Source organism: Hassallia byssoidea VB512170, assembly GCF_000817785.2.
GTDB lineage: Bacteria > Cyanobacteriota > Cyanobacteriia > Cyanobacteriales > Nostocaceae > Hassallia > Hassallia carrinoi.
The window spans coordinates 1-13,734 of sequence record NZ_JTCM02000029.1; the positions used below are offsets into that span (position 1 = coordinate 1).

11 protein-coding genes are annotated in these 13,734 nt (G+C 44.1%); 8 read left to right on the forward strand and 3 right to left on the reverse strand.

Annotated features, from left to right (window positions below; genetic code table 11):
• Positions 1-381: 381 nt before the first annotated feature.
• The gene (locus PI95_RS14800) at positions 382-2,022 is read right to left on the reverse strand and encodes a mechanosensitive ion channel (protein ID WP_039742554.1); all 1,641 of its coding nucleotides are present in this window, start codon (positions 2,020-2,022) and stop codon (positions 382-384) included.
• Positions 2,023-2,368: 346 nt separating this feature from the next.
• Here PI95_RS14800 and PI95_RS14805 point away from each other — a divergent pair, with 346 nt between their 5' ends.
• The gene (locus PI95_RS14805; protein WP_039742556.1) at positions 2,369-2,824 is read left to right on the forward strand and encodes an SRPBCC family protein; all 456 of its coding nucleotides are present in this window, start codon (positions 2,369-2,371) and stop codon (positions 2,822-2,824) included.
• A gap of 150 nt (positions 2,825-2,974) precedes the next feature.
• On the opposite strand, the gene PI95_RS14810 is transcribed toward PI95_RS14805, so the two are convergent.
• The gene (locus PI95_RS14810; RefSeq protein ID WP_039742558.1) at positions 2,975-3,796 is read right to left on the reverse strand and encodes a SirB1 family protein; all 822 of its coding nucleotides are present in this window, start codon (positions 3,794-3,796) and stop codon (positions 2,975-2,977) included.
• Between the two features lie 571 nt (positions 3,797-4,367).
• On the opposite strand from PI95_RS14810, the gene atpD reads away from it, so the two are divergent.
• From atpD to PI95_RS14830, 4 genes are all read left to right on the forward strand, one after another.
• On the forward strand, positions 4,368-5,816 hold the full coding sequence (gene atpD, locus PI95_RS14815; RefSeq protein WP_039742560.1) for a F0F1 ATP synthase subunit beta: 1,449 nt from the start codon (positions 4,368-4,370) through the stop codon (positions 5,814-5,816).
• Between the two features lie 100 nt (positions 5,817-5,916).
• Positions 5,917-6,330, forward strand: a complete 414-nt coding sequence (gene atpC / locus PI95_RS14820) for an ATP synthase F1 subunit epsilon (RefSeq protein ID WP_039742562.1) — start codon at positions 5,917-5,919, stop codon at positions 6,328-6,330.
• Between the two features lie 330 nt (positions 6,331-6,660).
• Positions 6,661-8,751 (forward strand): SPFH domain-containing protein, encoded by a 2,091-nt coding sequence (locus PI95_RS14825; RefSeq protein WP_039742564.1) that lies wholly within the window; start codon positions 6,661-6,663, stop codon positions 8,749-8,751.
• Between the two features lie 184 nt (positions 8,752-8,935).
• Positions 8,936-10,675 (forward strand): protein kinase domain-containing protein, encoded by a 1,740-nt coding sequence (locus PI95_RS14830; protein ID WP_039742567.1) that lies wholly within the window; start codon positions 8,936-8,938, stop codon positions 10,673-10,675.
• Between the two features lie 10 nt (positions 10,676-10,685).
• Here PI95_RS14830 and PI95_RS14835 read toward each other — a convergent pair whose 3' ends face one another.
• The gene (locus tag PI95_RS14835; RefSeq protein WP_029633245.1) at positions 10,686-10,985 is read right to left on the reverse strand and encodes a 30S ribosomal protein PSRP-3; all 300 of its coding nucleotides are present in this window, start codon (positions 10,983-10,985) and stop codon (positions 10,686-10,688) included.
• A 103-nt stretch (positions 10,986-11,088) separates the two neighbouring features.
• Here PI95_RS14835 and PI95_RS14840 point away from each other — a divergent pair, with 103 nt between their 5' ends.
• From PI95_RS14840 to PI95_RS14850, 3 genes are all read left to right on the forward strand, one after another.
• Entirely contained in the window at positions 11,089-11,322 is a 234-nt protein-coding gene (locus PI95_RS14840; RefSeq protein ID WP_039742570.1) for a hypothetical protein, read from the forward strand.
• Positions 11,315-12,094, forward strand: coding sequence for a TIGR01548 family HAD-type hydrolase (locus tag PI95_RS14845; RefSeq protein WP_039742572.1), 780 nt, complete (start codon positions 11,315-11,317; stop codon positions 12,092-12,094). The genes PI95_RS14840 and PI95_RS14845 overlap by 8 nt, the downstream gene beginning before the upstream one ends.
• A gap of 119 nt (positions 12,095-12,213) precedes the next feature.
• Positions 12,214-13,671, forward strand: coding sequence for an alpha-amylase (locus PI95_RS14850; RefSeq protein ID WP_039742574.1), 1,458 nt, complete (start codon positions 12,214-12,216; stop codon positions 13,669-13,671).
• Positions 13,672-13,734 lie beyond the last annotated feature (63 nt).

Sequence of the window (13,734 nt, forward strand, 5' to 3'; positions counted from 1 at the left end):
GAACTTCGTGTTCTGAACTCGGAACTTCGTGTTCTGAACTCGGAACTTCGTGTTCCGAACTCGGAACTTCGTGTTCCGAACTCGGAACTTCGTGTTCCGAACTCGGAACTTCGTGCTTTGAACTCGGAATGTCAAGTTCTAAACTCAAACATCTAATACCAATTTGAAAAAAGAATGTGACACATCGATAAAAACCCCTCCCCAACCCTCCCCGCAGGCGGGGAGGGTGCCCGATAGGGCGGGTGGGGTATTTGCCTTTAAACATTTTTTGAATCGGTATAAGTTCAAAGCTCTAAAGTTCAACTTTTGAGACAGAAGTTCCGAGATTTAGGGTTAGAGGTTACGGGTTAGGGAATAACTCTCTTACCTAGTCCCTAGTATTTACCCTTTACTCTTAAAAGAGTTTAACCATTGTTGAACTTGATCGCGGGCAATTTCGCGACCACCCAGACCGAAAGCTAAGGCAGTAGCAACAGCGATCGCACCGAGTAAAAGCCCAAAGGCTAAGTTGACAATATCACTAGCAACACCAATCTGTTGCAGTGCCATCGCCGAAACCAAAGCGATAATCGCAATCCGCGCTACTTGAGCCAAAATCCGTGCTTGGGCATTTCCGGAACTTGCAATGATGCTAAAAGCCAGATTTGCTAAGAACAAACCGATGGCAAATACAATCAATCCCGCCAAAATGCGACCGAATATGACGACTATGCCACTTACCAGGAGTGTGAGCGCGGGAATATTCAAAATATTCACTGCCGCGACTGTGGCAAATAGCATGATGCCAACTAATACAACGATACCAGCAATTTCCGATGGAGTTCGGGCTGGGGGAAGTGCTTCTGTTTCTGCTGGATATGTGGTGCGTCTGACAGGAGTTGGCAGACCTAAGACAGAGAAGATATTGTTAAAGCCGATACTTGTGAGGATGTTGGTAACAAGTTCGCCCACAAATCGCCCGACGAAATAAGCAACAATCAAAATGGCGATCGCGGTGAAGATCGCAGGTAAGGCATTCAGAATTTGTTGCAACATAGCGATCGCCGGCAAGGAAATCGCGTCAATTCGCAAAGCATTCAGGGAAGCGATCGCAACCGGAATCAAAATCAACACATAGACAATCGTAGCGATAATCGACGATAAAGATTGCGCTCCGGCAGTAGACGAAAGTCCAAAGCGTCTCCCCAAATCATCGATTCCAGTTGCCCCTAGTAAGTTGCTGACAATCCGTCGCACTATATTAGCCACAAACCAGCCGACAACAGCAATCAACACCGCCGCTAAAATATTCGGCAGAATTGAGATAATCTGCGTTACCAGACTTTGTACTGGTTGTAAAGCCTGCTGTAACCCCAAAGTATCCAAAACTGGGATGAGAAACAGCAAAAAGATGAACCAATATAAAGCGTTGCCAATCGTCTCACTCAGAGACAATTGATTGAGATTTGGGACGGCATCTCGTGTTTCTGGGGGATTCAAACGCTCATCTAGCCGCAAAGCGCTGAGTCCGCGTATAGTTATCAGCTTAACGAGGCTAGCGACTAACCAAGCTATTAAGAGGATGACTCCCGCAGCTACTAACCTGGGTAAGAAGTCACCAATTTGTTCGAGAAAAGAATTAAGCGGTTGAGAAGCGACTCTCAACTCTAAAGTATCTAATACAGCAACTATCGTTAACAGCAGGATAGACCAAAAGACCAAGCCGGCGATAAATTTTTCCACTTGGACGGTATCGCTACCAGTCAAACCAGCGGCAATACGGTTATCTATCTTAGTCCGATTGAGGATACCGCGTACAACAGCCGCAGCTACTGCCGCAATCAGCCAGCCAACTACTAAAATTACTACTGCCCCCAGCAACCGAGGCAGAAATTGAACTACCTGCTGGATAGTTCCTTGTACGTAATTGACTGCATTTGATTGATCTGGTGATAGGGTTGGCGACTGTGCCAAAAAATCCTGCACCCTCATCAACAAATTAAGTTCCATCACCTGGGTTATTCCTTGCCAAGTTGTATTCATGGTTTTCCCAAATTAAGGTAAACTGTTATTTCCAAAACACGTCAGATTTTTCTGGCGTGTATTGTATAGCACAAATATACATGCCAGTTAAGTTACCAGTGTTTTGCCTATAAATCTACCAGTAAAATCATATATAGAGTTGATGTCAAGAGTATTTTTTTTACCTGCTTGGTTGACAACTCGTTTGAGAAATTACTAGTGCCAAAACAGTAAAATATCACTGATTTTGGCGTCGTTGTATATATTTTTATTTCTAAAGCTGAGTTGGCTTTAGTATTGATTTACTGTATTTGCAGCGCTAAATATGGCGTGATTATAAGTGCAGCAATAGCTTGAAAGATGTAAAATGTCTTCTGTTTTTGAACACTCAATTCAAATTAATGCTACAGCGACGGTGGTTGAGAGATGTATTACCGATTTAACTCTCATGCACCGTTGGCTTAACCCCGTGCTGCGTTGCGAACCTGTGGGGGAAACTTGGAGCAGCGATAATGGTAGTAAAAGCAAGTTTGTGATTCAAATACCGATAATAAAACCGACATTAAATAGCACAGTTGTGGAAAGACAACCGGGTTTGGTAGTGTGGGAGTTTGATGGTTTTTTCATTGGACGCGATCGCTGGGAATGTCAACCAGTCGAAAAAGGAACGCGCTTAGTTAACCGCTTTGAATTTGAGATTCCCAACCCGATAATTAGCTGGGGTTTCAAAACCTTCGCCGAACCCTGGACGAAAAAAGACATGCAAGAACAACTACAACGACTTAAACGAGTAGCGCAGGAAGTACAGCAAGGCTTTCGGTAAGAATGGGGAGTGGGGAGTGGGGAATGGGGAGTGGAGAGTGGGGACAGGGTAGGAGTATGTCACATTCCAATAATAAATAGCGCTGCATCATCACCGTTTATTAAACCCAAACTGATGGCATGTCATAATTTAAGTTTACCATTGTCGTCTCTAGCCTCTCGCCATCTCAGTCAGCAACCGACGAATCACCGGCGCATCTTCGGCATCAGGAACTCTTGTTAAATAACTTTGCAAGTCTTGAGTAGCTTGGGAGTAAAGACCGAGTTGATAGTAGAGCAAACCGCGATCGCGCAATTCTAAAATCATATCAGGCAACAAGAGCAAAATTCTCTCAACTGCTGCTAAAGCCTTTTCTATATCCTGCTGTTTCAGGTAAATATATTTTAGATTCGTGAGCATCCTCACCAAAAATTGCCGATGATTCACCGCTGCTAAAAATTCTGGTTGTAGCGTTACGCTTTGTTGATATATTTGCGAAAGCCGTTCTTGGCAATCTTCGGCGAACATCACTTCACCGTTATTAAACGCATCAACAAAAATCTCCATATCCGGAATATCTGGGCGGATTAAGAAATGTAACGGCATTCCCACCCCCACCATCGGGAAATCAACTCTTCGGGCAACTTCTAGGTAAACCAGCGCCAAACTAATCGGAATTCCCAACCGGCGATCGATCACATCATTAAAAAAGCTGTTGCGGGGGTCGTAATAGTCTTTTTTATTGCCTGCAAATCCTAAATCCTCGTAAAGATACTGGTTAATGCTTTGAATTACCCGCAAAGGATAACGTCCGATTGGCAAGCGTTTTTTAGCTTCCGCTGCCATTGTATCGAGGGCGTTGAGGTAGTGTTCAACATCCAGGTCGGGATATTCTTCTTGGGCAATGTATAACGCTGCCTTTGCCAAATCGATATTCTCGTCAGGTTGTTGAATCTCTTGGTAAAAATGTTGTCGCGCTGACGAGAAATTCATATATCTTATGCTGTGTCGATGTGTTGCTTACCCTTATCTTAAAGACAATTCATTGATTTGAACATCTACCCACACGGCTTTCATTAAAGGTTACTACCCAATGTAGTAAAGTTGACTTGTATATATTTCTAAATAATTTATTACATTTAAATTAATCAGGTTTTGCGAAATGTCATTGACATCGCGTGTATTAGATATTCAGAGTGAAATGGTATAGAACTGCTGCCCAAGTGCGCGATCGCGCTTTGGCGGCAGCTTTTTTATTTTCGGCGTAGGATAGGATAATTTCTCACAGCTATGTTGAGCGCATACGCGCAAGCGTGCTTTTATCAGCCACGAAGAGCGAGCGATCGCTAATCCTCGCTTGCCTAATCAAAACGCTTTTTTTACTATCTAGTCTGACCCAAAGCCTTTTGCATCAAAGCCTGCTGCCTACTTGACGACATCAGTCTTAAGAATCAATTTATGGCGAAGATAGGAGTCGTTCGGTGATAACCTGGAAGATGAAAGGTTAATCTTAAGTCGCCGACGACCCTATCACCAAATATAGCTTCATTTATTAGCACCCAGCATGGTCACCACCGCAGAAAAAACAAACATAGGCTACATTACCCAAATTATTGGTCCGGTTGTAGACGTTAAATTCCCCACCGGGAAAATGCCGCAAATCTACAACGCTTTGATCGTCAAAGGCACGAACGAAGCCGGACAAGAAATTTCGCTGACCTGCGAAGTGCAGCAGCTGCTGGGCGATAACCAGGTGAGAGCCGTTTCCATGAGTACCACCGATGGCTTAGTCCGTGGGATGGAAGCCGTTGATACTGGCGCTCCCATCAGCGTGCCAGTTGGTAAAGTCACCTTAGGACGGATTTTCAACGTTCTTGGCGAACCCGTAGACAACAGGGGACCAGTCAATAGTGAGGACAGATTACCAATCCACCGCGCTGCTCCCCTACTCACAGAACTGGAAACCAAGCCTTCCGTATTCGAGACTGGGATTAAAGTTGTTGACTTGCTAACACCCTATCGACGTGGCGGTAAGATTGGTCTGTTCGGTGGTGCAGGGGTCGGTAAGACCGTGATCATGATGGAATTGATCAACAACATCGCCACCCAACACGGTGGTGTGTCCGTATTCGCTGGTGTAGGTGAACGGACTCGTGAGGGTAATGACCTCTACAACGAAATGATTGAATCTGGGGTGATCAACAAAGACAACCTCAACGAGTCTAAGATTGCTCTAGTTTACGGTCAAATGAACGAGCCACCCGGAGCAAGAATGCGGGTTGGTTTGTCTGGCTTGACAATGGCTGAGTACTTCCGAGATGTGAATAAGCAGGACGTACTGCTGTTTGTTGACAACATCTTCCGGTTCGTACAAGCAGGTTCTGAAGTATCGGCGCTACTAGGTCGGATGCCGTCTGCTGTAGGATACCAGCCTACATTGGGAACCGACGTAGGCGCACTGCAAGAGCGGATTACCTCTACCAACGAGGGATCTATTACTTCGATTCAAGCCGTGTACGTACCTGCGGATGACTTGACTGACCCCGCACCAGCAACCACCTTTGCTCACTTGGATGGTACAACAGTGCTGTCTCGCGGTTTGGCAGCGAAAGGAATTTATCCGGCAGTAGATCCGTTAGGTTCCACTTCCACGATGTTGCAGCCCAACATTGTGGGTGACGAACACTACAACACCGCTCGTGCTGTACAAGCAACTCTGCAACGTTACAAAGAACTGCAAGACATCATCGCCATTCTTGGTTTGGATGAATTGTCAGAAGACGATCGCCTGATCGTATCTCGTGCCCGCAAAGTTGAGCGCTTTCTATCTCAGCCGTTCTTTGTAGCAGAAGTATTCACCGGTTCTCCTGGTAAATACGTGAAATTGGAAGACACCATCAAAGGCTTCCAGATGATTCTCGAAGGCAAATTAGACGAGTTGCCCGAACAAGCCTTCTACTTAGTAGGCGACATTAACGAAGCGATCGCCAAAGCTGAAAAGCTCAAAAGCTAATTAGTTAATAGTTAGTGGTTAGTGGTTAGTAGTTAGTGGTAATAGCAACTAACAACTAACAACTAACAACTAACAACTAACAACTAACAACTAACAATTTATGACCCTAACTGTTCGTGTAATTTCTCCAGATAAAACAGTGTGGGATGCCGCAGCTGAAGAAGTAGTGTTGCCCAGTACTACTGGTCAGCTAGGTATTCTCACAGGACATGCGCCACTCTTGACCGCTTTGGATACAGGTGTGATGCGCGTGCGTGCAAATAAAAATCAGAATTGGACAGCGATCGCCCTCATGGGTGGTTTTGCCGAAGTCGAAGAAAACGAAATCACAATTCTGGTTAACGGTGCGGAAAAAGGCGATTCAATTAACCTTGAAGAAGCCCGTGCTGCTTTTAATCAAGCAGAAACCCGCCTAAATCAAGTCCAAGCAGAAGATCGGCAAGCCCAAATCCAAGCAACACAAGCTTACAAACGCGCTCGCGCACGCTTTCAAGCTGCCGGCGGTATGGTATAAACACCTCCCTCTGCCCAAACTTAAGTTAGGGAATAATATTCTTCCCGATAAATCAAAACTCCTCCTAGCAACTTTCAAAGGAGGAGTTTTTATTATCATAAAGCGAGATTTTTTTATGAAAAAGTAGTAAGCGATTCATCGCTTAATTCAGGCACTTAAGTGCCTACTACGAGATTAAATTTACATTTTTATTATGATAGCATTTCACGAAAATTACGAAAATCTCGGTAGTAATAAATTTTTGTATACAAGTGCAACAAGTTTAAGAAATGTGGGGAACTCTTGGTGAAGTAATAGTTTAGATAATTGTTGCCCAGAGGGGCAAATTTTATGCAAAGCCGTAAAAATTCCTTTGAATGCCGTCAGTCAAATAAAATATTTCGTTTTGCAACATCGCTCTTTGCTTCTTTAGCGATCGCTACTACGATTCAAGCAGCAAGCGCCGCTCCTACAAAAATTTCTCCTACACAAGAAACTACCGACCCATCAGTCCAGGTAAGTCAAATCAAGCCTATTGACCTTCAAATCGATAGCAGCAAATATCAGGCAATGCAGCTTAATCCGTGGGGACTGATTCCCATCGTTCTTGTCGGCGGTTTAGTCGTATTTGTCCCCCTGTTCTTTGGCGGACTGGTGGTAATTGGCGAACGTGAAGTTGGGATTGTCGTGAAAAAATTTGACCTGAAGGGACGCAAACTCCCCGCAGGACGGCTGATAGCCCTCAACAATGAAGCCGGCTTGCAGGCTGATACCCTTGCGCCAGGGTGGCACTGGGGCTATTCGGCTTGGCAATACTCAGTTAAAAAAGAATCGGTAGTTGTTGTTCCCCAAGGTGAAATCGCCCTAATCGTCGCCGCAGATGGCGCATCCATCCCCCCAGAACGCATTTTAGGCAAAATCGTCGATTGCGATAATTTCCAAGATGCGCGGAAATTCCTGACTCAAGGTGGCGAAAAAGGACGGCAAATTGCTTTTATGACAGCGGGTACTTACCGCATCAACACGGCTTTATTTAAGGTTATTACTGCCAATAATGCCACCCAACACGGGATGAATCCGGAACAGTTGCACATCCATCAAGTAGCAGCAGAAAAGGTTGGTATTATTACTACTTTGGATGGTTCAGCGATCGCAGCAGGTGAAATCGCAGGATGCACCATTAAGGGACATGACAATTTCCAAAATGGTCAGAAGTTTATTGATGCTGGCGGACAGCGGGGTTTACAAGAACAGGTGTTATTATCGGGTTCGTGGAACCTTAACCCTTGGCTGGTGAATGTCGAACAAGTACCGATGACTGAAATTCCTATCGGTTATGTGGGTGTGGTGATTTCTTTCGTAGGCAAAGAACACGAAGATGTCAGCGGTACAGCTTTCACCCACGGGAATTTGGTAAACCAAGGACATAAAGGTGTTTGGGTAGAGCCGTTGTATCCTGGGAAACATCCGCTCAATACTAAGGTGATGAAAGTTGAGCTAGTCCCGACGACAAATATCGTCTTAAACTTTACTGATAGAATTAGCGGTCAGCACGGATACGATACAAATTTGAAGGCGCTGAAACTGCTGTCATTTGATGGTTTTAGCTTTGATTTAGAGATATTTCAAATTATCCACATTGGTGCTTCAGATGCACCGAAAGTGATTTCACGCTTAGGTTCGATGCAAAACGTTATCGATCAGGTTTTGCGTCCAATTGTGGGTAACTATTTCCGCAACTCCGCTCAAGAGTATACTATCTTGGATTTCTTGATTGCCCGAAGCGATCGCCAAGTTGAAGCTTCTGAATATGTAAAATCTGCATTGCGTGCTTATGATGTGCAAGCGGTGGATTCGTTGATTGGTTTGATTACTCCACCCGAAGAACTAATGCACACGCTGACAGACCGTAAAATTGCTGAGGAACAACGCAAAACTTACGAAGTTCAGCAAATGGCACAAACTCAGCGTCAGCAACTGGTAAGGGAAACAGCAATCGCTGATATTCAGCAAGAGTTGGTGAAATCGGAACAAGGTGTAACAATTGCCGAGTTGCAAGCTAACGCGCAAATTCAGCAAGCGACGGGTGAAGCGGAAGCTATCAAGCTGAAAGCGATTGGTGAAGCTGAAGGTATCCGCGCTACGGGTAACGCGAAAGCGGAAACTTACAGCGCTGGTGTGGAAGCTTTGGGAACTCAAGGATATACGGCAATGCAATTGATGCAAATTATCGGATCAAGCAATGTTCGTTTAATTCCAGATGTGTTAGTTGGTGGTAGCAATGGTAGTACTAACGGTTTGGTGGATGGGTTATTGTCGATGATTTTATGGAATCAACAAACTGCAAAGCCGGGTGATGTGAAGTCGCCTTTGGAGGTAAAATCACACAACGGTAATTCGCCGTTAGTTGTTGATTTTTCCGCAAATAAATCAAATCAATAGCCCAAAAGATGTAGAGACGTTCCACCGGAACGTCTCTACGATTAATTAGGGATTTTATAACGCAAAATTACCAGAAAACGAACCGCAGAGGACGCAGAGTACACAGAGAGTAAGAGTTGTAGAGGGTTTTTGCGTAATGCTGAAGTTTGAATTTATCATGTTTAAATTTCTTTGAAGGGTATGTGTGAGTTTTTTACAAGGACGTTACCGTTTACTGAAACTGATAAGTCAAGGGAAATTTACCAAGACTTTTCTGGCTGTGGATGAAAGTCAGTTTCCTGTAGTTCGTTGTGTGGTTCAAGAATTCTCGCTGCAAAAGGAAATTCTCATAGATTTTCAGCGAAAGGTGCAAGTGTTAGAAGAAATCGGTAAGCATCCACAAATTCCGGCTATTTTGGCATATTTCCAGGAGGAAGGGCAATTTTATTTGGTACAAGAGTTTATTGAGGGTAGCAATTTAGCTGAGGTGCTTGAGGATGAGGGTGTTTTTAGTGAAACTGAGATTTGGCAACTTTTAGAAAATTTGTTGCCTGTTCTCAAATATATTAGCGATCGCCATATCATTCACTGCAATATTAAACCCGAAAATATCATCCGCACAAAAGCGGGGGATTTGATATTAGTCAATTTTGCTACAGCTAAATTTGTGCCAGAAATGGACTATTTTACAGAGCATGGCAATATCGGCAGTCCAGAGTATGCGGCTTCGGAACAAACTAAGGGAAAATCCGTATTCGCAAGTGACCTTTATAGCTTAGGTGTAACTTGCATTTACTTGCTGACGCATATTCCGCCGTTTGATTTATTTGATGTTGCTAATAAAAGCTTTGCTTGGCGAGATTATCTTACCACTAAAGTAAGCGATCGCTTGGCGAAAATCCTTGACAAGTTGCTGGAAAACGCTGTTAACCGTCGCTTTCAATTGGCTGATGAAGTTTTGCAAGCAATGGGTATTAAATCCATAATCCCAAATCTAAAATCTAAAATCCAAAATCCTCCGTGGCAATGCTTGCATACTTTGACCAGAAATAATGTATTAAGTAATGTAAATTCAATTGCGATTAGCCCTGATGGTAATATTTTGGTTAGTGGCAATGATGATAAAAGCATTATATTTTGGGATTTAAACACATTTGGTGCGATCGCTAATCTTCAGGGACATTCCCAAGCGGTGAAATCAGTTGCTTTCAGTCCCGATGGAAAACTTTTGGCAACTGGTAGCGATGATAAAACTATCAAAATCTGGAATGTTGACAACTTCCAAGAGATTTTTACTTTAGTTGGACATTCCCGCGCTGTCAAATCAGTCGCTTTTAGCCCCGATGGAAAGCTGCTAGCTAGTGGTAGCTGGGATAAAACAGTCAAAATCTGGGATGTTTATTCTTTTGAAGAAATTTCCACTTTGACTGGACATAAATTACAGGTGAGTGCAGTTGCGTTTAGCCCGCAAGAAAAGCTTTTGGCAAGTGCTAGTTTTGACACAACTATTAGCTTGTGGAAGTTGTATGCAAATGAATCGCAAAATCAATTGAAAAACCGCCCTCATCAAACACTTATAGGTCATGCAAGGGCGGTTTTAACAGTCGCTTTCAGTCCGGATGGTCAAATTTTGGCGACGGGTAGCGATGATAACACTATTAAATTGTGGGAGGTGAACACTGGTAAGTTAATTCGCACACTTTCCAGTCATTCCTGGTCGGTGGTGACACTAGCTTTCAGTGCCGATGGAGAAACGTTGATTAGTGGAAGTTGGGACAAGACAATTAAACTTTCTGGGGTCAACACAACAGCAGAAATTGCTACTTTATCTGGTCATGTAGACTCAGTGTTTGCCCTTGCTGTCAGCCCTGTTGCACTGATTGCTAGTGGCAGCAGGGACAAGACAATCAAACTTTGGCAGCTTGTAGAATCACAATCAACTTAATTATGCGATACTAGGCGCTACCTGTGAAGGTAACTTCGGGAAATTTTAGTTGAGCCTCAGCCATTGGACGGTTTCTGCCTTCCTCTTGCCAGTAGTTGATTACTTCTGTTCCTTTGTTGAGCAACTCAACGCGATCGACGTCAGTAATCCAGTGTTTTGACTCAAGCTCTTTTTTTAACTCTTCCCAGGCATCATTTCTGGGCCAGAAAAAGTACTTAGTCAAGGGACTTGTGCCTTTGCCGACAACTTGATCGACCGCCAAGGCGACGTTTTCATCCAACCACAAAATTTTCAAAATAAACTTGGTCAATCATACCTCCGCTAATTTGTGTGCCTTAAGGAATTAACTCATGCGATCGCTTATTTTAACGCAATACTTGACAAATTGACCAAATAACAATCGGGAGTGGGGAATGGGGAATGGGGAATGGGGAATGGAGAATGGAGAATGGAGAATAGGCAATTACCGATTACCAATTACCCAACGGGAGAGCCAGGTGCTTCAAGTCGGGAGACCCGACGGCAGGTGCTACAAACTCCTCCACCCCCGCAACGCACTGCCTCCCCAACGCACTGGCGAACCAATTACCAATTACCTCTTCCCCAATTCCCAATTACCAATTCCCAATTACCAATTTTATGACTGAACAAACAAATCCGCTGGTTATTTTCGATATTGATGGTGTGATCCGCGATGTTGGCGGTTCTTATAGACGAGCGATCGCCGATACTGTAGAGCATTTTACGGCAAATGCGTATCGTCCTACATCATTAGATATCGACCAACTGAAGTCTGAAGGCGTTTGGAATAACGATTGGGAAGCATCCCAAGAGTTAATTTACCGCTATTTTGAAAAAGCTATACCCCGCGAACAATTGCAACTTGACTACAACACGATTGTTGCTTTTTTTCAATCGCGTTACCGAGGACCCGACCCGGACAATTGGACGGGTTATATCTGCGATGAGCCGTTATTGTTACAATCTAGCTATTTTGAGCAACTTACATTAGCTGGGATTGGCTGGGGATTTTTTAGCGGTGCAACTCGCGCTTCCGCTAATTATATTTTGCAAAAACGCCTGGGTTTAAAGTCGCCTATACTAGTGGCGATGGAAGATGCACCAAGTAAACCAGACCCTACCGGACTTTTCGCTACTATTCGCCTGTTGGGTCTTGACAAATTACAACCAGTGATATATACGGGGGATACGGTAGCAGATATGTACACGGTGGAGAAGGCGCGAATTATTGAGCCTAACCGCACTTGGATTGGTGTAGGTATTTTACCGCCGCATGTGCAGGAGACGGTAGCGCGTCGTGAAGCTTATGCGGAAACATTGCGAGAAGCCGGAGCGGCGATAGTTTTGAGCAATGTGCAAGAATTAACATCGGTGCAAATTGAGCAATTATTGCGGTAATGCAAACCTAAATAAATTCTGGAGATGTTTGGAAGCGTGACAAAAATGATTTAGGCTAACACGAAAGATTTCTTGATCGAAATCTGCATCTACCAAAGATTCTGAATTAAGGCGATCGCATGACCAACGGCGTAATAATGCAATATTTCCATTGGTACATCCCCGATGATGGTAGCCTATGGAATCAACTGAACAAAACGGCTCACGAGTTAAAGAGTGCAGGCTTCACAGTTTTATGGCTACCACCAGCTTACAAGGGTACTGGTGGCGGTAGAGATGTCGGCTACGGAGTCTACGATTTATTTGATTTGGGTGAGTTCAATCAAAAAGGCAGTGTCCGCACAAAATACGGAACACGCGATCAATATCTGACAGCGATTAAAACCGCTCAAAATGCCGGCATTCAAATTTACGCCGATGTAGTTTTCAACCACAAAGATGGTGGAGATGAAACAGAACGCATCTGGGCAGAGGAAATGGATTGGAATGACCGCAACCGTCCAGTCAGCGATTGGTATGAAATTGAAGCTTATACCAAGTTCAATTTTTCTGGTCGTGGAGATAAATACTCCAGCATGAAGTGGCATTGGTGGTGCTTTGATACATTATCCTACAATGCAGCCACCCAACGAGGTGATAAACTCTACCGTATCAAGAACAATAACTTTGAGACAGAAGTTAGTCACGAACACGGTAACTATGACTATTTGATGGCGAACGACTTGGATATGGGTAACGAGTTCGTGCGCGGTGAATTGATGTATTGGGGACGTTGGTTTGTTGACACTACAGGTGTAGATGGCTTCCGGATTGATGCGGTTAAACATATTCGTTCCAGCTTTTTCCGCGACTGGCTGAACCATCTGCGAGTGCATTTTGGCGGGCGAGAATTGTTTAGTGTGGGGGAGTACTGGTCACAGGATATCGAGGCGTTACACGGCTATATAGCTGCTAGCGATGGACGATTATCGTTGTTTGATGTGCCTCTGCATTTCAAGTTTCATCAAGCAAGTCGCCAAGGTAATAGTTTCGATATGCGATCGCTTTTTGACAGAACTTTAGTTAAGGAACAACCAAGCAAAGCTGTCACTTTTGTGGAAAACCACGATACTCAACCGTGTCAAGCGTTAGAGTCTCCCGTTGAACCTTGGTTCAAACCTTTGGCTTATGCACTAATTTTGCTACGTCGCGAAGGTTATCCTTGCGTTTTTTATGCAGATTATTACGGAGCGCAATATCATGATAAGGGACGTGATGCAACTCTTTATTCTCACCGTTTCTTGATTGACAAGTTCATAAAAGCGCGTAATGAATACGGTTTCGGCGACCAACACGATTACTTTGACCATGCGAATACTATCGGTTGGACGCGCTTGGGTAATAGCGAACATCCGGGGGCAATGGCTGTAGTGTTGACTAACGGTGAATCTGGCAGCAAGTGGATGAATATGTTTCGACCGAATGCAGCTTTCTACGATTCCACCGGACATATCCAGGATATTGTCTATACTAACAGTGACGGATGGGGAAATTTTTCTTGTCCGGGTGGTTCTGTGTCAGTTTGGTTGCAAAAGTAGTAAAGCTTTTTGTAGTAAGGACTTTAGTCCTTCATAATCTGAGGACTTCAGTCCTCACTACGA

Coding starts and splice junctions, on each gene's coding strand:
- PI95_RS14800 (WP_039742554.1), bottom strand. CDS start 2,022: ATGAATACAACTTGGCAAGGAATAACCCAGGTGATGGAACTTAATTTG.
- PI95_RS14805 (WP_039742556.1), top strand. CDS start 2,369: ATGTCTTCTGTTTTTGAACACTCAATTCAAATTAATGCTACAGCGACG.
- PI95_RS14810 (WP_039742558.1), bottom strand. CDS start 3,796: ATGAATTTCTCGTCAGCGCGACAACATTTTTACCAAGAGATTCAACAA.
- atpD (WP_039742560.1), top strand. CDS start 4,368: ATGGTCACCACCGCAGAAAAAACAAACATAGGCTACATTACCCAAATT.
- atpC (WP_039742562.1), top strand. CDS start 5,917: ATGACCCTAACTGTTCGTGTAATTTCTCCAGATAAAACAGTGTGGGAT.
- PI95_RS14825 (WP_039742564.1), top strand. CDS start 6,661: ATGCAAAGCCGTAAAAATTCCTTTGAATGCCGTCAGTCAAATAAAATA.
- PI95_RS14840 (WP_039742570.1), top strand. CDS start 11,089: ATGGGGAATGGGGAATGGGGAATGGAGAATGGAGAATGGAGAATAGGC.
- PI95_RS14845 (WP_039742572.1), top strand. CDS start 11,315: ATGACTGAACAAACAAATCCGCTGGTTATTTTCGATATTGATGGTGTG.
- PI95_RS14850 (WP_039742574.1), top strand. CDS start 12,214: ATGACCAACGGCGTAATAATGCAATATTTCCATTGGTACATCCCCGAT.